The organism is Pseudoalteromonas ruthenica, from assembly GCF_008808095.1.
GTDB classification, from domain to species: domain Bacteria; phylum Pseudomonadota; class Gammaproteobacteria; order Enterobacterales; family Alteromonadaceae; genus Pseudoalteromonas; species Pseudoalteromonas ruthenica.
The window spans coordinates 238,585-261,438 of record NZ_CP023396.1 but is presented as its reverse complement, the minus strand read 5'-3'; the positions used below and the strand labels follow the sequence as shown (position 1 = coordinate 261,438).

21 protein-coding genes are annotated in these 22,854 nt (G+C 48.6%); 8 read left to right on the top strand and 13 right to left on the bottom strand.

Going from position 1 to position 22,854, the window contains the following annotated elements; genetic code table 11:
• Positions 1 to 17: 17 nt before the first annotated feature.
• The gene (gene mutS, locus PRUTH_RS01215) at positions 18 to 2,597 is read left to right on the top strand and encodes a DNA mismatch repair protein MutS (RefSeq protein ID WP_151172335.1); all 2,580 of its coding nucleotides are present in this window, start codon (positions 18 to 20) and stop codon (positions 2,595 to 2,597) included.
• A gap of 45 nt (positions 2,598 to 2,642) precedes the next feature.
• On the opposite strand, the gene PRUTH_RS01210 is transcribed toward mutS, so the two are convergent.
• From PRUTH_RS01210 to PRUTH_RS01155, 12 genes are all read right to left on the bottom strand, one after another.
• The gene (locus PRUTH_RS01210) at positions 2,643 to 5,192 is read right to left on the bottom strand and encodes an Ig-like domain-containing protein (protein WP_179954350.1); all 2,550 of its coding nucleotides are present in this window, start codon (positions 5,190 to 5,192) and stop codon (positions 2,643 to 2,645) included.
• A 284-nt stretch (positions 5,193 to 5,476) separates the two neighbouring features.
• On the bottom strand, positions 5,477 to 6,457 hold the full coding sequence (rpoS, locus tag PRUTH_RS01205) for an RNA polymerase sigma factor RpoS (RefSeq protein WP_022946468.1): 981 nt from the start codon (positions 6,455 to 6,457) through the stop codon (positions 5,477 to 5,479).
• A gap of 67 nt (positions 6,458 to 6,524) precedes the next feature.
• Positions 6,525 to 7,373, bottom strand: coding sequence for a peptidoglycan DD-metalloendopeptidase family protein (locus tag PRUTH_RS01200; protein ID WP_022946467.1), 849 nt, complete (start codon positions 7,371 to 7,373; stop codon positions 6,525 to 6,527).
• A 3-nt stretch (positions 7,374 to 7,376) separates the two neighbouring features.
• Entirely contained in the window at positions 7,377 to 7,955 is a 579-nt protein-coding gene (locus tag PRUTH_RS01195; protein WP_045978509.1) for a YqaA family protein, read from the bottom strand.
• 10 nt (positions 7,956 to 7,965) lie between these two features.
• A complete protein-coding gene (locus PRUTH_RS01190; RefSeq protein WP_022946465.1) occupies positions 7,966 to 8,604 on the bottom strand; it encodes a protein-L-isoaspartate(D-aspartate) O-methyltransferase in 639 nt (212 codons plus the stop codon).
• The gene (gene surE, locus PRUTH_RS01185) at positions 8,594 to 9,352 is read right to left on the bottom strand and encodes a 5'/3'-nucleotidase SurE (RefSeq protein WP_151172334.1); all 759 of its coding nucleotides are present in this window, start codon (positions 9,350 to 9,352) and stop codon (positions 8,594 to 8,596) included. The genes PRUTH_RS01190 and surE overlap by 11 nt, the downstream gene beginning before the upstream one ends.
• Positions 9,333 to 10,406, bottom strand: coding sequence for a tRNA pseudouridine(13) synthase TruD (gene truD, locus PRUTH_RS01180; RefSeq protein WP_151172333.1), 1,074 nt, complete (start codon positions 10,404 to 10,406; stop codon positions 9,333 to 9,335). Before truD ends, surE begins: the two co-directional genes overlap by 20 nt.
• Entirely contained in the window at positions 10,403 to 10,882 is a 480-nt protein-coding gene (gene ispF, locus PRUTH_RS01175; protein WP_151172332.1) for a 2-C-methyl-D-erythritol 2,4-cyclodiphosphate synthase, read from the bottom strand. Before ispF ends, truD begins: the two co-directional genes overlap by 4 nt.
• Entirely contained in the window at positions 10,879 to 11,619 is a 741-nt protein-coding gene (gene ispD / locus PRUTH_RS01170) for a 2-C-methyl-D-erythritol 4-phosphate cytidylyltransferase (protein WP_151172331.1), read from the bottom strand. Before ispD ends, ispF begins: the two co-directional genes overlap by 4 nt.
• Positions 11,620 to 11,635: 16 nt before the next feature.
• Positions 11,636 to 11,929 carry a cell division protein FtsB gene (gene ftsB / locus PRUTH_RS01165; RefSeq protein WP_022946460.1) on the bottom strand — a complete coding sequence of 98 codons (294 nt, stop codon included), beginning with the start codon at positions 11,927 to 11,929 and terminating at the stop codon, positions 11,636 to 11,638.
• Positions 11,929 to 12,582 (bottom strand): hypothetical protein, encoded by a 654-nt coding sequence (locus PRUTH_RS01160; protein ID WP_045978504.1) that lies wholly within the window; start codon positions 12,580 to 12,582, stop codon positions 11,929 to 11,931. Before PRUTH_RS01160 ends, ftsB begins: the two co-directional genes overlap by 1 nt.
• A 91-nt stretch (positions 12,583 to 12,673) precedes the next feature.
• Positions 12,674 to 13,150 carry a DUF2947 family protein gene (locus tag PRUTH_RS01155; RefSeq protein WP_151172330.1) on the bottom strand — a complete coding sequence of 159 codons (477 nt, stop codon included), beginning with the start codon at positions 13,148 to 13,150 and terminating at the stop codon, positions 12,674 to 12,676.
• Between the two features lie 143 nt (positions 13,151 to 13,293).
• Between PRUTH_RS01155 and PRUTH_RS01150 the strand changes: the two genes are divergently transcribed.
• From PRUTH_RS01150 to PRUTH_RS01140, 3 genes are all read left to right on the top strand, one after another.
• Positions 13,294 to 14,139, top strand: a complete 846-nt coding sequence (locus tag PRUTH_RS01150) for an AAA family ATPase (protein WP_151172329.1) — start codon at positions 13,294 to 13,296, stop codon at positions 14,137 to 14,139.
• Positions 14,139 to 15,338, top strand: a complete 1,200-nt coding sequence (locus PRUTH_RS01145) for a vWA domain-containing protein (RefSeq protein ID WP_151172328.1) — start codon at positions 14,139 to 14,141, stop codon at positions 15,336 to 15,338. The genes PRUTH_RS01150 and PRUTH_RS01145 overlap by 1 nt, the downstream gene beginning before the upstream one ends.
• 205 nt (positions 15,339 to 15,543) lie before the next feature.
• On the top strand, positions 15,544 to 16,032 hold the full coding sequence (locus PRUTH_RS01140; RefSeq protein ID WP_151172327.1) for a DUF1240 domain-containing protein: 489 nt from the start codon (positions 15,544 to 15,546) through the stop codon (positions 16,030 to 16,032).
• Positions 16,033 to 16,036: 4 nt separating this feature from the next.
• On the opposite strand, the gene PRUTH_RS01135 is transcribed toward PRUTH_RS01140, so the two are convergent.
• Positions 16,037 to 17,278: an NRAMP family divalent metal transporter gene (locus tag PRUTH_RS01135; protein ID WP_151172326.1), complete on the bottom strand. Its 1,242-nt coding sequence runs from the start codon at positions 17,276 to 17,278 to the stop codon at positions 16,037 to 16,039.
• A gap of 221 nt (positions 17,279 to 17,499) precedes the next feature.
• Between PRUTH_RS01135 and PRUTH_RS01130 the strand changes: the two genes are divergently transcribed.
• The 4 genes from PRUTH_RS01130 (at position 17,500) to PRUTH_RS01115 (ending at position 22,796) form a co-directional block, all read left to right on the top strand.
• A complete protein-coding gene (locus PRUTH_RS01130; protein WP_151172325.1) occupies positions 17,500 to 18,723 on the top strand; it encodes a porin in 1,224 nt (407 codons plus the stop codon).
• Position 18,724: 1 nt separating this feature from the next.
• Positions 18,725 to 19,153 (top strand): type 2 periplasmic-binding domain-containing protein, encoded by a 429-nt coding sequence (locus tag PRUTH_RS01125; protein ID WP_022946452.1) that lies wholly within the window; start codon positions 18,725 to 18,727, stop codon positions 19,151 to 19,153.
• On the top strand, positions 19,143 to 20,693 hold the full coding sequence (locus PRUTH_RS01120) for a sensor domain-containing diguanylate cyclase (protein ID WP_138547646.1): 1,551 nt from the start codon (positions 19,143 to 19,145) through the stop codon (positions 20,691 to 20,693). Before PRUTH_RS01125 ends, PRUTH_RS01120 begins: the two co-directional genes overlap by 11 nt.
• A 243-nt stretch (positions 20,694 to 20,936) precedes the next feature.
• Complete coding sequence (locus tag PRUTH_RS01115) at positions 20,937 to 22,796, top strand: alkaline phosphatase PhoX (protein WP_151172324.1); 1,860 nt, start codon at positions 20,937 to 20,939, stop codon at positions 22,794 to 22,796.
• The last annotated feature ends 58 nt before the right edge of the window (positions 22,797 to 22,854 follow it).

The following is a 22,854-nucleotide window of genomic DNA, read 5'->3' as shown; positions in this document are numbered from 1 at the left end:
CTTATTCGAGTGCGTGCATGTCAGCAAATCTCTACAGTGAAGATAATATAAAACAACAAACCCCGATGATGCAGCAATACCTGCGAATAAAAGCGCAACATCCCGATATTTTGCTGTTTTATCGTATGGGCGATTTTTATGAGCTGTTTTTTGATGATGCCATTCGCTCCGCCGAGCTGCTTGATATATCACAGACCTATCGTGGCAAAGCCGGCGGCGAGCCTATTCCCATGGCTGGTGTCCCCTACCATGCGGTGGAAAACTACCTCGCTCGCCTAGTACAGCTCGGTGAATCGGTGGCCATTTGCGAACAAGTGGGCGATCCGGCAACCAGCAAAGGCCCGGTTGAGCGCAAAGTCGTGCGTATTGTCACCCCGGGCACCATCACCGACGAAGCGCTATTAAAAGAGCGTCAAGACAACTTATTAGTCAGTGTGTATAAAAACCCACAAGGCCGTTTTGGCGTTGCCTATTTAGATATCAATTCCGGACGCTTTAATGTCGTTGAATGTGCTGACAATGACGCATTTAAATCCACTTTGCAACGCCTTAACCCGGCCGAACTGCTCTATCCAGAAACCTTTGCTGATATGGCGCTTATAGAGCATATTAAAGGCACTCGTCGGCGTCCGGAATGGGAATTCGATTTAGATACTGCCGTTACCGCATTATGTCAGCAATTTGGCACCCAAGACTTGATTGGCTTTGGTGTTCATGAAGCAAAGTTAGCACTGACTGCCGCTGGTTGCCTATTACAGTATGTCAAAGACACGCAACGTACCGCCCTGCCCCATATTAAGGGCATTAGTCTCGAGCAAGATACGCAGGCCGTGGTACTCGACAGCGCCACCCGCAAAAATCTTGAGTTGACGCAAAATCTTGGTGGCGGTCTGGAAAACACCCTCGCGGCCGTGCTCGACAAAACCGCAACCCCCATGGGCTCGCGGTTATTGAAACGTCGCATTCACAACCCTATTCGCTGTCGCAAGGAGCTCAACCTTCGTCTTAATGCCATTAGCACCATCATCGACCAAGCCTGGCATATGGAGTTGCAGCCACTGCTGCGTGCTGTAGGCGATGTTGAGCGTATCGTTGCCCGATTAGCGCTGGGCAATGCGCGCCCACGCGATCTGTCTCGCTTGCGCGCAGCTCTGGAGCAACTGCCTGAGTTACAGAATATGTTAGCGACCAGTCAGTGCCAGCGGATACAACAAATTGCCACCGCCAGTCACCCCAATGATGAACTACTGCAGTTACTAACACGCGCCATTGTTGATAACCCACCGGTGTTGATCCGCGATGGTGGGGTGATTGCTGAGGGTTACAATGACGAGCTCGACCATTGGCGTAACCTCTCGCAAGGGGCCACCGATGTACTCACCGCCATGGAAGAGCGAGAGCGCGAGAGCACCGGTATTAGTACTTTGAAGATTGGCTACAACAAGGTGCATGGCTTTTATATTGATATTAGCCGCGCGAATTCTCATTTAGTGCCAAGCCACTATATCCGCCGTCAGACCCTAAAAAATAACGAGCGCTATATTATCCCCGAGCTCAAAGAGCACGAAGATAAGGTGTTAGGTAGCCAAACCAAAGCGCTGGCGCTGGAAAAGCAGCTCTATGATGAGCTATTCACCCTCATAGCCCCGCACCTGGATGCATTGCAACAATTGGCGGCGGCATTAAGTGAATTAGACGTACTGAATAACCTAGCGGAGCGCGCGCAAACGCTTAACTATGCGAAACCCGAGCTGCACGAAGGCGACGGCATCGCCATCAGTGAAGGGCGCCACCCTGTGGTTGAACAGGTGATGACAGACCCCTTTATCGCCAACCCGGTGGAGCTCAATAACCAGCGTCGCATGTTGATGATCACCGGCCCGAATATGGGCGGTAAATCAACCTATATGCGCCAAACGGCACTGATTGTGTTAATGGCTCATATTGGCAGCTTTGTGCCAGCGGCACAGGCGCAAATCGGCTTGGTCGATCGTATTTTCACCCGTATCGATGCCAGCGACGATCTCGCCTCTGGCCGCTCAACCTTTATGGTTGAGATGACCGAAACCGCCACTATTTTAAACAATGCCACAGCCCACTCGCTGGTGTTAATGGATGAGATTGGTCGCGGTACCAGTACCTATGACGGTTTGTCGCTCGCCTATGCCACGGCAGATTACTTGGCTCACAAAATTAATGCCAAAACCTTATTTGCCACCCATTACTTTGAGCTTACAGAGCTTGCCGAGCGTGAATCAGGGTTAGTAAACGTGCACTTAGATGCCATTGAACACAACGATACCATTGCCTTTATGCATAAAGTCTTAGAAGGCCCTGCAAGTAAGAGTTTTGGCTTACAGGTAGCAGCATTAGCGGGCGTGCCTAAGGCGGTGATCAACAGCGCTAAGCGCAAGCTCAAACAGTTAGAGCAACAACCTGCAATTAACGCCAACACCTCAAGCACACAAGCGCAGCTGGATTTATTGGCGGAGCCCGAGCCCAGTGAGGTTGAGAATGAGCTGAGTAATATTGACCCCGACGATCTAAGCCCACGTCAGGCTCATGAGCTGTTATACCGGTTAAAAGAGCTGCTATAGCAACAATAAAGCCCGCAATTAAGCGGGCTTTTTTATATCTCAGGGTTATTGGCCATTGTTCATTTGAGTGAGCTTATCGCCAATGGGACCAGAGAAATTGTAACCATCGTACTTATCCCAGTTTATCGACCAGGTCATTACCCCACCAAAGTGTGGATACGGGTTACTGGGTGTAATGGTGCCACATGCTTGCCCCTTGGTTAAGCAATCCAACGCATCAATAATGTTTTGCGTGGGTGCTTGCCCTGAATTAGCCGATTGCGGCCCAGACGGCAGACCGATAGCAACTTGGTCATCACGCAGCGGCGCAAATTGCTGACCATTGGCAAGGGTAAACCCTTCTATCAACATTTTTGCATGTGCGACCATCATATTGACCGACCCCTCAGATGCCGAGCCCGGCTCATAGGGGTTAGGTAGGCCACCATTGTTGTAGAGTTGCACATGGAGTAAATCCAGGGTATCCCGCACATCGTCAATGAGCGGAATATACGCCCCCCAAATGCCAGAGTAAGCGACCATGCCCCCATGTACATAAGGGTGCTCCGGAGCCATTGTTAGATACATATCGCCCCCGATGTTTTGCTCAATTTGCTTCAAGGCACGCCCTAAACGCGCTTGGATCTGTGAGCCATGAACCAGGTTGGAACCACTCTCGTAATCGACATCTAGGCCATCAAAACCCCATTCATTGATGATGTTGGTCAAACTGGCGACAAAGTTCGCCTCGTCACTATCTGTCTCTAAAGTAATCGTGCCTTCGGCGCCGCCAAGGCTCAACACCACGACCTTTCCTTGTGCTTGTAAATCTTTTATGTCTTGCTTAAATTTAACCGGGTCTATCGGCGGACAATCGGAACGAATGTCCTCTTCAAAGGGGTGAAAGACAACTTTACCCGTGGCATTGCGGTCATTCTCGGCAAAGGCAATATCGATGATATCCCAAGCACTGGAAATATCGGACAAGGGAATAGGGCAGCCTGCCGGATTAACGAAGTTATGCCAATAACCGATGAGCTTGTGTTTTTTCCCCGCTGGGGTGTCAATCACATTAATTGTCGCGGCCGTGCTTTGTGCGCTGTTACCTTGAGAGTCATTGGCAAGGGCGCTAACTGCATACTGGCCTAAACTCGCGGGGGTATAATTCAGCGTATAAGGGGCGCTGCTATCACTGCCAACGATTTGTCCATTCACAGCAAAGCTCACCTCGGTAACACTGCCGAGCGCAGAGCTTGCATCAGCAGCCAGTGTCAGGCTTTGCCCTAAGCGCAGCTGCTCTCCGCTGGCAGGAGAGTTCAAGCTCACCACCAAGGGCTGATCAGTGACACTGACCAGCACCGACTGCTCGCTAAGGTTGCCTTCATTATCACTCGCGGCAACCGTCACCGCCGTTTCACCGAGCCCTTGCACTTGCCATGTCGCTTGGTAAGGCGCGCTCGTATCTGTGGCGATCACATTGCCTGCAACAGAGAATTCAACCGCACTGACGCTGCCGTCACTGTCGCTAACATCGGCGCTAATCACCGTACTTTGCCCTTGTAATAATGTGGCATTCGCACTGGGCGAGGTAATGGTGATATCCGGAGCAATTGCGCAAATACCAAGGTCGGTCCAAGCATCCTGCCAGTGCTGGCCGACTCCAGGTTCATATGCCCAAGCCGAACTTGAAGAACACCAACCAGCGACGTCACAGCGATAGGCGTGATTGACATTTTCGACGGTATCCCCTTGGCTATAACTGGTGCCTGCTACATAACTAGGCGTGCCTTGACAGATGCCAGCTGCGGCCGCATCGACGTTGACTTGCACACTGGCACTCATACTCTGAGCACCGACATCATCGGTGGCTTTGGCTTGAAACTGATGAAGCCCCGACTCGGCCTGCCATTGTATAGAATAGGGCGCACTGGTATCACTACCAACTTGCACTTGATCAACATAAAAATCTACCGCCGTAACAACACCATCACTGTCATCGGCATTCGCGCTCAAGGTCACTTGCTCACCGCTACGCGCTTGGGTTTGCGCCGTCGGCGCAGTTAACGTCACTGTCGGCGCAGCATTCCCGTCAGCGGGAAGCACCGAAATCTTTACTTCAGCGCTGACGCCCTCGCCTTGCTGATCATCTCGCGCCTGAGCGAGCAGAGTATGCTCTCCGGCCAAGGCTTGCCAATTTAGCTCAAATGGAGCAGCACTATCGACACCCAGTGAAACTCCATTGATGAAAAACTCAACGGCGCTGACACTGCCATCACTGTCGCTTGCTTGCGCCTTAAGGACAACGCTGTCATTTTCACCAAAAGAACTATTATTAAGAGGCGAAGTAAGCTCGACTATTGGCGTTTGGTTGGCACCATCGCATTGACCCAGTAAACGCCATTGCTGCCAGTCTCCGGAGTGAGTGGCTGGGTCTTGATTTTGCGTCCACCAGTTCGCTTCATATGCTTTGTCTTGGTATACAACTTGAGCACCACTGTTATAAGCATCATCGCTATTCCATGCCGTCAGTGGGCTGCAGTCTAAGGCCCAAGTCACAGTGGGCGCCGCCATAAGTGCAGCCACCACAGCAGGTATATATCGCCGATTGGATTTCATAAATCACCTCGTTTGTTTTTTAATCAGGTCCAGACTAACCAAAACAAACATGTTAATCAATTGTGTATTTTTTGTATTGACTAAAGTCATTATTAACAACCGACGAATATCAAAAGAAGGGACTTCAGCGAGCTTGAATTTATCTCACCACCAATGGGTACGTTAACAATGAGTGTTGGAGTATCTGGGAAAGTTCTTGGGCTGCGAGGCCCATTGTATGTTGCCCTGTTAATTAAGTGCATAAAAAAGCCGCCTTTAAAAGGCGGCTTGTGGGTAATCAGTCATTACATTTGTTCAAATAGACTCTCGGTGTTAAGCCCTTCGTGATGGAGCATATCTTTTAATCGGCGCAATGCCTCCACTTGAATTTGTCTTACCCGCTCTCGGGTGAGGCCAATTTCTCGGCCTACGTCCTCGAGGGTGGATGGCTCGTATCCTAATAAACCAAAGCGTCGAGCCAAAACTTCCCGCTGTTTAGGGTTTAGCTCATCAAGCCAATGCACGATATGATCGTTGATATCTTTACTTTGCACTTCCCCTTCGGGACCACTGCCCTTCTCATCGGCAATAATGTCCAGTAATGCTTTATCGTTGTCACCACCAATCGGGGTATCAACGGAAGAAATCTTTTCGTTTAAACGCAACATTTTAGTCACGTCTTCTACTGGTCGGTCTAAACGCTCTGCAATTTCTTCTGCCGTTGGTTCATGGTCCAGTTGCTGCGTCAGTTCACGGGCCGTACGCAAGTAAACATTAAGCTCTTTAACCACGTGAATCGGTAGGCGAATAGTGCGTGTCTGGTTCATTATCGCACGCTCTATCGTTTGTCGTATCCACCATGTTGCATAAGTTGAAAAGCGAAAACCGCGCTCTGGGTCAAACTTCTCCACGGCACGGATCAGCCCCAGATTACCTTCCTCAATCAGATCGAGTAGTGCTAAACCACGATTATTGTAACGTCGGGCAATTTTCACAACCAGGCGTAGGTTGCTCTCAATCATGCGTTTTCTTGACGCTTCGCAGCCACGTAAGGCTTTACGTGCAAAGTAGACTTCTTCCTCGGCGCTTAACAGCGGCGAAAAGCCAATTTCACTTAGGTAAAGTTGCGTTGCATCGAGGTTTTTAACATTATCGTCCTTGGCAAAGATCTCTTCCTCAGCATTACTTTCCTCTACTTGCTCTAGGAGTTCTTCCTTTGGTTCGTCGATAACATTTGTATCAGTGGCGTTGTCTTGTGTGGTTTCAAGTTTTGCAGTGTGACCCATCAGAGTACCCTCCGGTGTAGCGCGGTAAAAATCCCAAACACCTTACTACTGTTTCGTGCTTGTAAAGCTAGGGTAAGTACTTGCTCGGATTGACTGCTTTGCCTCGATACCGGATTTCAAAACGAAGAGCGGTAACAGGGGACTCAGAGCTGCCCATCTCGGCAATCTTTTGCCCAGCTTTGACATCCTGTTTTTCCTGTACTAGTAAACGCGAATTGTGTGCGTACGCACTAAGATAATCATCGTTATGTTTCACTATGATTAAATTACCGTATCCCCGTAGCGCATCACCCGCATACACGACCACACCATCGGCGGCAGCGCGAACAGAAGTCCCTGTTCGGTTGGCTATCTGCACCCCTTTATAGCCATTTTCTTTGTTAGAGAAACGCTGCGTGACCTTTCCCTGTGCTGGCCATTGCCAGCTCAAAGTTTGAGCTGACTTGTTAGCAGAACGTACTTTTTTGCTAACAGTTTTTTTACTAGGTTGTTTTCGAACATACTCCCGTTGTATCGGCTTCGCAACCTCTTTCTTTAATTTTTTGTTATTTTTTTGTGTTGATTTTGTAGACTTTTTACTCGAGTTACGATATTTTTCTCGCTTTTTCTTTTTTAGCCATTGCGACTCGATGTAAATCAACTGCTTTGGGTAAATAGTGTACGGCGGCTTAATACCATTGATTTGCGCGATTTCCCGGACATCTTTGTTAGCACTAAAAGCAATGGCGTAGAGGGTATCGCCTTTTTGCACACGATAGTGCTCCCCGGTGATATGAATTTTTCGTGACACTTTGGCCCGACCAGTGTCTAGGACAGAAACCGGTGCGGGTGTATTTCGAGACGAGCAAGCACTCAATAACAAGCAAACCAGTACTATCAAACTGGTGTATTTCACTTGCATAAAGCGCCCTTGCATAGCTTAGCGGTAAACCAAATATAAACCGATGGCCAAGCTAACTACAAGCCAACCAAGCACTTCCACGTATTGTCGCAGTTTTTGCTCCATACGCGCCCCTCCCCACTTCATCAATGCAGCGACAAGAAAAAAGCGTGCACCTCGGCCTACTGCCGATGCCAACAAGAAAGGTAAAAAGGCCATCTGCAATAAACCGGCGCCTATGGTAAAGACCTTATAAGGTATCGGCGAGAAGCCAGCTATAAACACCACCCACACGCCATAATGTTCAAACCAAGCGAGTGCTTGGGCAAATTTATCTTGCCAACCCATAGAATGGATAAATGGTTCAACTAAGGGTTCAAATAACCAAAAACCAAGAAGATAACCTAATACTCCGCCAATAACAGAGGCTAAGGTGGTCAAAATAGCGAAACGCCAAGCTTGTGAAGTTTTCGCTAAGCACATCGGTGCCAGCATGACGTCAGGGGGAACGGGAAAAAATACCGATTCGGCAAAGCTCATCCCTGCTAAGTAGCGCTCAGCATGTCGGTGAGCGGCCCAACGCAAGGCGGCATCGTACAAAGGGGTAAATAACTGCAAGAAAACTTCCTTATATTATGTCGCCAGGTACCAAGGGCACAAAACGTACATCGGCCATAACTTGTTGATTAAATTGATTTCCATGGCGAGTATATACCATTAGCTTTTGTTCAGCATCGCCTATTGGCACAATCATCACACCACCGTCATCAAGCTGCTGGAGCAGCTGCTCGGGAACACTGGATGCTGCGGCAGTCACTATAATGCCCTGAAATGGCGCTTGAGATGCCCAGCCTTGCCAACCGTCACCATGCTTCATGCTGACGTTATACAAATCAAGCTGATGCAAGCGGCGTTTTGCTTGCCACTGCAACGCCTTGATACGCTCTACCGAATACACCTTGTCAAACAGCTGTGCCAATATAGCGCTTTGATAACCAGAACCGGTACCTATCTCCAACACCTTAGAGCTCACGCCATGCTGGCGCAGCAGTGCGGTCATCTGCGCGACGATAAAGGGTTGCGAAATAGTTTGCCCTTGGCCGATTGGTAAAGCGGTATTCTGATAGGCTTTATGTTTTAGCACCTCATCTATAAATACATGCCGAGGGGTGTGTGCTATAACCTCAAGCACGCGCTGATCAGTCACTCCCTCTTTGGCTAACAACTCTGCCAATGAACTTGCACTGCGTTGCAGATTACCGATCATCACCAGACTCCAACAGCCATTCCTGCAAGGGAGTAATGCTTTCATGAGCGGTCATATCTACACTCATTGGCGTTACTGCGGCAAAGCCTTGACGGATTGCATCAAAATCAGTGCCCGCCCCCGCATCCAGTTCAGGGCCTAGCGAGCCATACCAATACACCTTACGACCCCAAGGGTCACGCTGTGCAGTCATGGTTTCCGCTTTATGACGAGCACCCAATCGCGTCACTTTAATGCCTCTAAGTTCACGGTAAGGCACATCAGGAACATTGATATTAATAATTTGGTCTTTCGGTAATGGGTGGCTCTTGAGCTTTTTGATTATATCAACCGTCACTTGTGCTGCCGTCTCAAAGTGCTCACACTCTGGTCCTACAAGCGACACAGCAATGGCTGGTAAGCCCATGTGTCGGCCTTCGGTGGCGGCGGCAACTGTGCCAGAATAAAGGGTGTCATCACCCAAGTTAGCACCATGGTTTACGCCCGCGACAACTAAGTCCGGTTGCTGCTCCAACAATGCATTCAAAGCAACGTGTACACAGTCGGTCGGCGCGCCATTGATACTGATAAAACCATTATCTAGCTTGTGGGCACGCAGAGGGTTCATTAACGTCAATGAGTTACTGGCACCACTGCAGTTTCGATCGGGTGCCACCACATCAACCTCAGCAATTTGCTGCAACGCTTGATATAAAGCGGCTATTCCCTTGGCATGCACACCATCATCATTACTTAGCAATATTCTCATCGTGATTCCTTGTAATACTGTTCTCACTTTGTCGATAGTCAACCAGCTCTCTGAGTAACGCCGTAGCAAAACAGCCTTTTTTTAGACTAAAACTCAGCTCTATGACATTCTCGCTAGGCGCTGCGACAGTTAAGTTTTCAGGGTAAAGACGCAGCATACGGCGCTCCCCTTTAAGCCCTAATTGCGCCAACCCCGCGCACCACTCATTAAATGGTGCCAACCATTGACGCTCTTGCGCCACCAGTGCCTTATCACCCTTACCCACCATGGGGGCAGACAGCTCAATATCACCTTGTACTAAGCGGGTGATGTTCTCAGGAGTAATGGCATCAGTGAAAAAGGCGTTACTGCCACTGAGCATAAACACTTCATGTTGCAGGGTTTTGGCAAGACCATGCTCGGCTACTCGCAAACTAACGATCTGATTAAAAATGTAAGACCGGGCGGCGGAGATCACCATCGAGCGCAGCTTTTTATCGCGGATACGCTCACCTTGGAACATCCGCTGCGCCATGGTGAGATTATGCCCGCCATGACCAAAACGTTGCTCACCAAAGTAATTGGGCACTCCCTGACGCACGGCGTTAATACGACTAAGCACCGCTAATGGCTCATCGACCTCACGCAAGCGTATTTTAAAGTGATTCCCCCGATGACAACCGAGACGCAAACGGCGACCATGGCGTTGCTGCTCAGTAACAAAGATTGACTCATCATTTAGGGCACTGAAGTCGATATGCTTTTTTATCGGAACAGGAACACTAAACCACTGGCTACACACACCTTGGCGGTCTTTTTGTCCGGCGTAAGCCACCTCTCTGGGAGCCACTTGTGCATGCTTAGCAATGGCTTTGGCGACCGCCTGTGTATTAACACCACGTTTGATTATATGGATACAAACATGCTCACCTTCACCATCGAGCTCAAATCCAAGCTCTTCGTCGACCATAAAGTCTTCGGCGTGCTCTTTAAACAGCCCTTTTGCGCTTGGCTTGCCGTATAAATAGTTTAGCTCAGCTAAAGGCTGCTCCCAGGGTGATACTGCGTCACTCATGACGATTCGACCAACAGTGCCACCGCATGACTGGCTATCCCTTCTTTGCGCCCTGCGAAACCGAGCTTTTCAGTGGTCGTTGCCTTAACATTGACTTGATCCATGCGCACCTGTAAATCATCGGCTAAACATTGGCGCATAGCATCAATATGAGGGCGCATTTTCGGTGTCTGAGCGACAATAGTGACATCAACATTGCCCACCGCATAGCCCTTGTTATTCACTTCCTGCATCACCCGACGCAGCAGTATACGGCTATCAATACCAGCAAATTCGGCACTGGTATCAGGAAAGTGTTTGCCGATATCCCCCAATGCCAACGCCCCAAGTAAGGCATCACATAAGGCATGAATAGCAACATCGCCATCGGAGTGGGCAATAAAGCCTTGTTCATAATCGATGCTCACGCCGGCAATTACTAGCGGTCCTTCACCACCAAAGCGGTGTACATCATAGCCATGACCAATGCGGATCATACAAACTCCGTTACTTGTTGGGCCAAAAGAAAGTTTGCTAACTGTAAGTCTTCTGGCGTGGTTATTTTGAAATTATCACTGCGTCCGGTGATTAAGCGTACCGGATGTCCAGCCCACTCCATGGCTGATGCTTCGTCAGTAATGTTGGCACCCGCAGCAAGCGCATCGCGCAGCGATTGGCGCAAGAGCTCATAAGGAAAGAATTGCGGCGTCAACGCTTGGTATAAATGCTCTCGCGGTATGGTCATGTCGATAAACTCGCCGTCATCTTCACTATTGCACCCGCGCTTGCACCCGCGCTTGCAGCCGCGCTTTATCGTATCGCGCACCTTGGCGGCCAAAATACCACCTTGCTTTGCAGCGCAGCATTGCGCTATCAGATTCTCGATGTCATGTGCACACACTAAAGGACGTGCCGCATCATGCACCAAGACCCAATCAGGGCTTTGTTGCTCTAAGGCATCCAACGCCGCCAACACCGAGTCTGCGCGCTCACGGCCTCCGGCGACAGTACTAATAACCTGTTTATTGATGGCGAGCGTGGAAAAGTAATCATCAGCTGCACTGATGGCCACTTTAATGGCGCTGATCTCGCCTACTCTCATAAGCTTATTCAGGGTGTGCTCTAAGACTGTTTTGCCCTGCAGTTCGATGTATTGCTTGGGTGTGCTTGATTGCATTCGGGAGCCCACTCCCGCAGCGGGAACGATGGCAACAATGCGAGGTTGTGTCGTCATATGAATTCAGTAACTATTATTCTTTTCTAAGCGATTGCTTGCTCGGTAAAACGCGGTAAAACACCTCACCGGGTTTGATCATCCCCAGTTCGTGGCGGGCCCGCTCTTCTACCCCCTCCAAATCCAACTTCAGGTCCTGGATATCTGCCTCAAGCAGTTTATTACGTTTACTTAATTGTTGATTAGTAAGCTCATGGCTGGCGACCGCTTTACGCAGTCGGGTGTAATCCTCAATGCCATTATGACCAAACCATAACAGATACTGTAAGTAAAAAAACAAAGCCACGAGGCCTAATTGAAATAGGCGCATTATGTATCCTTTACAGGCAATGGTTGCCTGAAGTTTTTCCAGTTTATTCGTGTTGTTAACAGCATTTCCCGCAAGCTTAATGTGCGCGGCGATGTGACCTTATATTGCTGCCAACGATGGCCACAGCAGGCCGGCGTAAAATGCTTCTTGCCAGGCCATAACAGCGTCACTTTTTGATGTTGTATGCGGCTATCTTGATACTGACCCTGCAAATCAAACCATCCGCTTTGATTGCAATGCACTCGGTTACTACTGACTTGATCAAGCGTATCGAGCATTACGTACTGCATCCCTTGTTGCGCCACCAATACCGGGACTAACATGCCAATTTGCGCAAAGCGGCTATAAAACGCATGATTTTTCTCGCTATCTGGTACTGGCGCCTTAGTGGCCTGCTTGGCAATCCAACTGCCATTTTGCCCATCTAAGGTTAACGGGCTATGACCACGAACGATGTGAAACGCCGCGCGCTCGACATAATAAGGTAAGCTGGCTAGCATACGCGCCACACGAGCCGCATCACCGCTGGGTTCAAGGTGCTGGCTTAAGCGCTGTAGTTCTCGAGCATAAAAGGCATTACACAACTCAGCATAGAGCACCCGCTGCTGATCCAGCGCAAATAAATCGGCCTGCTGCGATGACGGTTGCTGCACAATACCTCCTAGTCGTAGAGGTTAAGTTTATACCATAGTTGTGCAAAATTTGAGAAGCATGATATCTGTCCGATGCTTCAAGATACTCGCGCTATTTAGGTTGCTCACCTAGGCGGGCAAAACCTGTTTCCATGAATTGCACCACTTGAGGGCGTTTTTTGCCGATCAAAATGCTGCCATCAGCTAAAAACATAAAGTTTTGCCAATGTTGTTTAAACACATCAAACCGAGTTTCGATAACCTCATCGCGGCTATTACAAAAATAGACTGTGGTGTTGTCTTGCCAATCTAAATGACTAAGAATCTGCTCAGGGATTGCTGTTTCATCTTCGAATGCCTGCTCCCAAAACACCTCTTGCGCTTGCCAGTGCTGCGCTTGGCATAGCCAATCATCTTCGCTAAAGAAATCCGGGTGGTCTTTATCTCGACTGATAAAGGTCGACCACAGCACCGCAGAACGGGTTGGCGTCATCGGTTTTATCTGCGCCAACTGTTGTGGGGCTATCAATAGCTCTTGGTGCTTAAACACCCAAGCCTTTGCGTATTCATCCAAACACAAGTAATTCATTCAATATGGCAACTTATCGCAGCGCGAAACAATATCGGCCATTATACCTGTGTTAGCGAGCGCTGTCACAGCATGACTTGGTGTACAAATCGAACTATGGCAGACTAAGTGCATTGATGTCAGACCAGTAATAGGATTATTCCGTGCATTTCGATTCTACCGACCACTACATTGCCAGTAGCGCCTTAAAACAAGCTGTCAACGCAGCGATTGCCCTACAAAAGCCGCTGCTGATCAAAGGCGAGCCCGGAACAGGAAAAACCTTATTGGCTGAAGAGCTCGCAAAAAGCGTTGGCAGTGAACTGATTCAGTGGCATATAAAGTCCACCACCAAAGCGCAACAAGGGCTCTACGAATATGATGCGGTATCTCGCCTACGTGACTCGCAACTAGGTGATGAGCGTGTCCATGATATCGGCAATTACATAGTTAAAGGGAAGTTATGGCAAGCGTTTGCAAGCGATGAACAAGGTCCGCGTCCGGTGCTGTTAATTGATGAAATCGACAAAGCCGACATCGAGTTTCCGAACGATTTACTGCTGGAGCTCGATAAGATGGAGTTCTTTGTCTATGAAACCGGTGAGCGCGTAGTTGCTAAACAACGCCCCATTGTCATTATCACCTCCAACAACGAAAAAGAACTTCCCGATGCTTTTTTACGCCGTTGCTTTTTCCACTACATCGACTTTCCAAGTCCAGATGAAATGCAGCAAATTGTCGATGTTCACTACCCCGACATTAAACAAACGCTATTGCGTGAGGCGCTAGAGGTGTTTTTTGGCTTGCGCCAAGTCGATGGCTTAAAGAAAAAGCCTTCCACCAGCGAGCTTCTCGACTGGCTTAAATTGTTAATGGCTGAAGACATCAGCCCCGAGGTGCTGCAACAAAGCGCAGATAAAGGCGGGTTAATGCCCTTATTTGGTGCCCTGCTTAAAAACGAGCAGGATGTGTCGTTAATTGAAAAGCTTGCGTTTATGAGCCGCCGCTAATGTTAATTGAGTTCTTCTTCACCCTGCGTAAGTATCGTCTGCCTGTCAGCCTGCGCGAGTTGCTGGATTTGTTAGCGGCCCTCAAAGCGGGCGTGGTATTTGCTGATACCGAAGGTTTTTATCACCTTGCTCGCACTGTTATGGTCAAGGATGAAACTCATTTCGACCGTTTTGATAAAGCCTTTGCCGACTATTTCGAAGGCATAGAAGATGTCGATTTACTCGAGGCGCTGAAAGCCCAGCATACGCTTCCAGATGAGTGGCTACGCAAAGAGTTTGAAAAGCACTTAAGCGCTGCAGAAAAAGAACAAATAGAGGCCATGGGCGGTTTAGATAAGCTCATGGAAGAATTAAAGAAACGCTTTGAAGAGCAACAAAAGCGCCATGCCGGTGGTAATAAATGGATAGGCACCGGCGGCACCTCGCCCTTTGGCGCCTTTGGCTACAACCCCGAGGGCATTCGCATTGGCCAATCAGGGTCACGGCAGCGCCGCGCGGTAAAAGTGTGGGATAAACGCCAGTACCGTAACCTCGATAGTAGCGCAGATATCAGCTCTCGGACCATGAAGCTGGCATTGAAAAAACTGCGTAAGTTTGCCCGTACCGGAGCCAGCGATACCTTAGATTTACCTGAGACTATTCGGGCAACGGCGAAACAAGGGGGCATGTTGGATGTAAAAATGGCACCCGAGCGACATAACGCCGTAAATGTCATTATGCTGTTCGATATTGGCGGCTCCATGGATGACCATATTCACCTATGCGAACAGTTGTTCAGCGCCGCTCATGGTGAGTTTAAACACCTGGAGTTCTTTTACTTCCACAACTGCGTGTATGAACACCTATGGCAAGACAATGACCGTCGTCACGACCAAGTCATTGATACCCACAACCTGATGCAGCGCTTTGGCAGCGATTACAAAGTCATCTTTGTCGGTGATGCCACCATGGGTCCTTACGAGATAGCCTACCCCGGCGGCAGTGTTGAGCACTGGAATGAAGAGCCTGGCGCGTTATGGCTACAGCGTATTACCCAACATTTTGACAAAGTGGTGTGGCTCAACCCACAGCCACAATCGCATTGGCGTTATTACCACTCCATCGAGATGATAGACCAACTCATGGCAAGCAACGAGCAAAGCCGCATGTTTCCGCTCACCCTTGATGGTATTAGTGCAGCAATTAAAGCGCTAACTTAAGCGCTCATTGTAAACAACGTTATCCGCTTAGTTTTTGTGACTTAATAGCGAAAGTGTCGCCACATGTTGTATTTAGAATCCTAAACAGCTCTAATACGACGGCATATAGATAGTGTTGAACATCAAATGGAATTGGATTTAGCACCGAAAGATGAAACCACTGCCACCACTTCATACCCACATAGCAATCATACTTGGGTTTTCTATGCTCACGATTTGGTCAACTTGGTGGACATTCACAAGTACCGTACCTGATCTTATTCAACGTTCTACGTTACTGGATCACAGCTACCCATTAGTAGTAGAAAAACCTTACGCTATCGGTTATGTCAGCCTATGTTTGGTATTTATAGCCGCATATATATTTCTTTTAGGTACGATCTATTATCGTCTTAAGAACCAAGTCGAGAAAATCCCCGTCATGGAGCGAAAGGTGATCATCGCTTTAGGAGTTATTGCTGTTGTCGCCATCACCACTATTATTTCGAGCCAACTGCTTTGGCGCGATAAAGCAACGGCGTTAGGCTATCAACCTTGCCCTGCATTTACGCTACTAATCGATAAATCAGGTCGCACCGCTTGGGTTAAAGACACAGCATTGTGTGAAGGTAAAATTGTTAAGAAAGTTCTTTCCTATGGCTCTTTCAAGGAGATGCAAGACATCCGGACTTTACAAATAAACCGTGCTAAATAGGTGTCTAACTCGACCAAAACTGTAGGGCGACAAAACCCAGGCTAAAGCTAATTAAATAGGCCATGCCCAACCAGCTTAACGCCTTTAACCAAGTTGGTTGATTGATGTTTGCCTGTTTGACCAAACGCATATTAAGCCATGCAAATACCGGTGTGGTTAAAAAGGCAAGGGTCATGGCAAAGGTAAGCATTTCTTTTAAGTTGCTTTTAAAAAATAAGATCACTGCCATCCCGGCACCCGCTTGCAGTATCAGCCAAGAGCGGAGGTGACCTGGTAGCAACCGACGGTCAATTAACTTGGCACTGGTAAACAGCGTGCGGGCATACCCATCTAGCACCGTAAGTGTGGTCCCCAACATACATAAGAACGCCACGGCGGCAATCAGCCAACGCGACCACTCACCTATGGTTTGCGTATACATATCAATGAGCTGCTGTGCAAACGCGACCCCAGCCAAAGCAATCTCACTGCTGCTGCCGTATTGTATCAACACCCCTAAGGCAAAAAATACCACTGCCAAGAGCGCGGTGACCACATACCCCAAGTTAAAGTCGAATAAGCCAGTGTTTGTAGTTATCGTGGTATTGCGCCGCTTTGCTTGCAGCCACAATGAGTTAAGCGCGGAGATTTCGATAGGTGCGGGCATCCACCCCATCATCACTACAATAAAGCTCAGCGCCGCCAGCGAGAATATATCGGGCGCTTGAAACTCTGCGCTCATCGCCATCGGTGCACCGCCGCTTTGCACCCAGGCAATGGCCAATGCACCTAGCGTGCTCAACGCCAGTACCGCCATAATTACTTTAGCCACGCTGTCTAAGGCGCGATAATGGCCTAACAATAGCAATATCAGACAAAACAACAGTATCAGGGCTGATAACGCCGTTAACCCAATCGCTCCACCGAGCATATAATGGGCCAGCGCCGCCGTTAATAGCAGTACCCCAGCAGTGTTAACAACCGCTGCAATCAGGTTCAAAGCCACAAAGCTATAAAAAAATCCAGGCCCCTGCTTTTTGTAACCCTCGACTAGGTTGTCGTTGGTCGCCAAGGTGTAATGCACGCCGAAACGAAAAAAAGGGTATTTAAGCGCATTCACGGCGATGATCAGCCATAACAGCGGCCACCCAAATAACGCCCCGGCTTGGGTCGAAGCAACCAGGTGTGAGCCGCCGATGGCGGCAGTCGCCATTAATATTCCCGGCCCTAAAGCCTTTACATACTGCGCATAATTCACTAACTGCATGGGTTTTTCTTATATTTTTTTCTAGGCTCTCAGGCTAGGTGGAATCATCATTCAATTCAAGTACATAGTGCACTATTTTTAATCAACTTAGGTGCTCAAATAGCAAACAGGACTGACCACTTAGTTGCCAGTTGCAGCTAACCTTCTTATAATTCGCCGCGATTCGTAAGCAAGGAGCCCACATCAGGCTCCTTTTTTTATGGCTAAATTTCAGAGGCATCATGCGCTTATTTCGTTCACTTAGTGGTTTTTCATTGCTTATTAGTAGCGCGGCAGCACTGGCACAACCCGCTCAACTTAGCGGCTTTGCCACTGTCGGCGTAAGCTATAATGAATCCGAGCAATACGGGTTTCGTACTGATGTATCGGTAACCGACGGTAAAACAAACTCTGAATTAGACTTTTCCTCGTTGTCGCGATTAGGCATTCAGTTACACAAGCAGTTTAATACTCAGTGGGGCTTTACGGGCCAGTGGGTACTCAAAAGCCACCCCGACTATAGCCTTGGCGATGTTACCCAACTGGCATTTTTAAGTTACTCACCAAAGCCAAACTGGACCATCAAAGCCGGGCGTACCGCGTTTGATTTGTTTATGATGAGTCCTTATCGCAACATAGGCTATGCCTATACAGCGACCCACGCACCCATTGAGTTTTATGGCCTTATTCCCCATCGCAGCATTGATGGTATCGAACTATCTTCAGCCCACGCCACCGATCAGGGGATGTTCTCCACACGCTGGTATTACGGCAAGTCAAAGGATTACCTTACAAATTTCGATTTTCAATGGCGAATAGCTCTTGATGATATCGCTGGCGCTACGCTCACACTAGAGCAAGGTAACTGGCTTTGGCGAGCCAATTATACCCAAGCCTATATCGATAATGAGCCCGACCATTACGCTCAACTACGCGAGCTGGCGCAAAGTGTGCCTGAACAAATCTGGCCTCAAGCACAAGATATTGCCAAGCGTTTAAAAACGGTGAATACACGGTTGCAGTACGTGACCTTAGGCGCAAAGTACGATAACGGTCAGTACTATGTGCAATCGGAAATTGCCCGTGTCAGTGCTGATTCAGACATTCTCTCACATTTGCACAACGGGTATGTCGTTCTCGGCACAAGATGGCAAGATTTCACTGTGCAACTGGGTTACTCAGTGACGCATGGCAAGCGCCAGCAGATTGATAAACCACGACTAACAAACCCCCTCGCCGATGAACTGCATTTTCAGCTTGAGCGCGGATTTAACTACTACGTCAACGATCAGTCAACAACTTCGCTCAGCACCCGCTATGATTTTCGCGCTGATATGGCGGCTAAACTGCAGCTCGAGTACATTGATTTAGACAGCAGCGATAACCAATTTATGCTACGCCGCGAATTGCTTACTACGCCAGAATCATTCACCGTTGTAAGCGCGACGATTGATTGGGTGTTCTAGTATGAGAGCCTTCATCATCACGTGCGCACTTTACGCTTTATTGAGCGCGGTTGCGTACGGACAAGAAAAAATAGCCGTTATAGTTAATAAGGCAAACCCTACGCAAAGTTTAACCACCAAGCAGTTAGTTGACTTGTATATGGGTCGACTTATCGCCTTTCCCTCTGGGGAACATGCCGCACCTTTGGACATGCAACCGGATTCATTGCTGCGTGAGCAGTTCTATCAAGGTCTAACTAAGCGTCCGATTGGCAGCATTAATGCGTATTGGTCTCGGGTCAAGTTCAGTGGCCATGCAAAGCCGCCTTTAACTATGGCAAGCAGCGCTGAGGTAATAAAAAGGGTCCGAGAAATTGACAATGCCATCGGCTATGTAAAGCTCAAAGAAGTCACTAACGACGTGAAGGTAGTTTATACTCTTGTTCAATAAACATAGCCTGATCCTGCGCTTAGCCATTGCGCTTGTACTCACTTCGTTAATCGTTGGCGTTATCGCAGTGAAATACTATTACCGTAGCGTCTACCAGCAGGAGGTAGAGAAAGCCAACCTTGCTATTGCTCAGCTGCATATGACAGTCTCGAGCACTGCCTCTATTGCCGCTTACTTGCAAGACGAAGACTTAGCAATCGAAGTTATCAGTGGCCTGTTAAAGAACGACAGTATTCTTGCCGCGCAAATCCAAGGCACTCAGCCATTAGCCAGTCAAGGAGAAGGTGATTGGCAGCAAGCAAAAACTTTCACCTTGTATAATCCCTTTTTCGCCAATGAGGCGGTCGGACAAATGCGTCTATTACCGGCCTGGTCCATGATAGAACAGCGAGCACGGTCGATAGCGCAATCCAGTGCGCAACTATTGGTCTTTCAAACCCTCGCGGTATTACTCACCTTTACGATTTTGGCTTATTTTATAATTACCAAGCCAATGGCGCGACTTAACACTCAGCTTAAGGGCATCACCCCCGGCGGCGATAATCGCTTGCACACCCCATTCGCGCACAACGCCAGTGAAATAGGCGAAATTACCCACAGTATTAACGCTATGCTTGCGCAAACGGAGCGGCTCTTTAACCAAGAGCGGGCACTGCGTTCTGAGGTACAAAAGCTAGAAGGTCGGCTACGCTTATTATTCGAGCATGCGGCGTCAGCAATGATCCTCGCCCGCCGCGAAGGCAATATCATCCTTTATAACGCGTCCACAGAGCGGCTGTTTAACCGCCTCGGTATTCCTTTGGAAAAAGATTTGTATCAACTTGTGGCGCGTACTTTTAATGAGCCTGAAAAAATTATCCGCTCTATTCGCAACTCCTTAGATCAGCATGATATTGCCACCGGTGAGTACCAGCTATGCACTGACTGCCAACAAGATTGCATTTGGGCTCATATTCTTGTTACTCGCAGCTATGGTAAGGAACAAGATACCTACCTACAGATTTTTATTAATGATATTACTCGCCACAAAAAAATGGTCGCTGAGCTTAACGAAGCAGCCACCACAGACCGTTTAACAGGCTTATTTAACCGCCTAGGAGGCGAACAGGCGGCGCAACAACGCCTTGATAACGACCAAGACATTACCTTGATGTTGATTGATCTTGACGGCTTTAAACCGATCAATGATGTGTATGGCCACGACGCAGGCGACGACATCCTTTGCCATGTGGCAACACAACTACAACACCATGTGCGCAAAGAGGATGTATGTATTCGTTGGGGTGGTGATGAGTTTGTCATCATTCTCGATGCGCTTGAACAAACACCAGCGCTGCACCTTGCCGACAAACTCCGAGAGGCGCTCAGCCAAGCCACACGATTGGACAATGGCGAGCAAGTAAGTGTCGGCGCCAGTATAGGTATCGCCACTTCCCCTGGACACGGTACCACCTTACAAGATCTTGTGATTGCCGCCGATCAAGCCATGTACAAGGTAAAAAACCAGCAAAAAAATGCCGTTGCTATGGCTGATATTTAGCTAAACTCAGCGCCTCTATTTTGATATAGCGGATGCGGATACCTCTCTACAAAAACGTTATAAAGTCACATTAATGTATTATAAGTACCATAAAAAGGTCTTCTTTTGTCCATCACTTTGCAATAACCGCTCCCTAGTATAAGCCCCGCTTTCAACAGGCAATTATATCGCTGCAGCGAGACCTTAGGTCGCAGTATCGACTGCAACATTGATTAAATAACTATAAGTGAAGGGGCGTTTCACATGCTTAATACTAAGCTAAAATTATCTTTTTTGACTGCTTCCATGGTCTTAGCGTTGGCAGCCTGCGATGGCGACGACGGTGAACAAGGTCCGCAAGGCCCGGTTGGTGAACAAGGCCCAGCTGGACAGGATGGCGCCGATGGCCAAGATGGAGCAAGTGGCGAAGACGGCGCAAATGCACAAGCAAGTGGTAAATTAACACGCTTGGCAACAGTACCTGCTGGAGCTGAAGTGACCGGGGCATTCTTAACTCGTCAGGGCGATTTGTTTTTCAATGTTCAGCACCCTGATGACACCAATGCCGCCATGGATGAGTTCAATGGCCGCGCTATTAATCGTGGTACCGTAGGCGTACTAGCGGGCGTAAACTTCAACCAACTGCCAAAAAATATCGTTAGCTCACCAGTGCCAGAATCGGATTATGAGCGTCAAACCGTAGTATCAGCGGTTGGCCAATACCAAGTATTAGGCCAGACCGGTGATACCTTTGCTGATTTAGGTGATAAAGGCTTGCCCGGTGGGTTAGGTGTACATTACTCCATGGTCGGTGATGAGAAAATTATTGAGAATGAAAACCCAGATTTTAACGGCTTTATCCCTACTAGCGACAATGAGGGCTACTTATTCACGAACTGGGAGTCATACCCTGGGGGAGTTAGCCGCTTAAAGCTAAGCAAAAATACTCAAGGTACTTGGTCAATCGCTGAAGCCATGATGGTTGATTTCGATAATGTTTGGGGCACCGCAGCTAACTGCTTTGGCTCAGTGTCTCCTTGGGGCACCCCATTAACCTCAGAAGAGTGGATTGTGCGCTCAAGCGTTGACTCAACCACCGATGCCAGCTGGAATGACCCAGCAGACACCAGTACCGATGGTCTTGAGATGCTTACAGCACCGGATTTCCCTAACCCCTACCGTTATGGTTATATTGCTGAAATCACCGCGCCCACCAGCGCCAATCCAGAAGTGGTAAAACACTACACTATTGGCCGCTATGAGCATGAAAACTCAGTGGTTATGCCGGATAGAAAAACCGTGTACTCGTCACAAGATGATACCGGTGGGGTGTTGTTTAAATTTGTCGCCGATACCCCGGAAGATTTGAGTGCTGGCACATTATACGGGGCAAAATTGACTCAGGATGAAGGCCTTAGTGACCCAGCGGTCACAGGATTTGATGTTGAATGGGTGGCTCTGGCCAGTGGCGATAACACCACAATTGCAGCTTGGATTGCTGATTATGATGGCATTGATACCAGTGATTATGTTGCAGGTAAAACCAGCTATATGAGCATGGCTGACGTACAGGCCTGGGCTGATGGCGCCACTCATTACCCAAGTGAAGCACAAGGCGGAAGCCCTGTTACCGCTGGTGAGCCTATGGATGACCGAGCGGCCTTTTTAGAATCTCGCCAAGCAGCTCGCTTAAAAGGAGCCACCGCAGAGTGGCGTAAGCTCGAAGGCATTAGTATCAATCATGACCGCGTCATGGAAGCAATCACTGGCCAAGATATGATTGCTGATGAAATCGTCACCGAAGCGTTTATGTATATTGGTATCGCTGATATCGATAACACCATGATTGACGATGAAGGAGACATGCAATTATCCAATCGCGTGGAAGACTGTGGTGGCTTATATCGTGCACACATAGATAGCAACTACAGCCTCACCCGTATTGAACCTGTGGTAATGGGCTCCACCTATCGCCGCAGTCTTGATGGCGCAGCACGTTGTGACGTAGAGCAGTTATCACAACCAGATAACACCATTGTCATGCGCGATGGTCGCGTGATCATCGGTGAGGATGGATTCCAAGAAAACAACACCCTTTGGTTGTACGACCCAGCGGGCAACTAATCCTCGCACTCTATGAGGGGGCTGCCCCCTCATTTATCCATAACTTCCCATCGGTGTG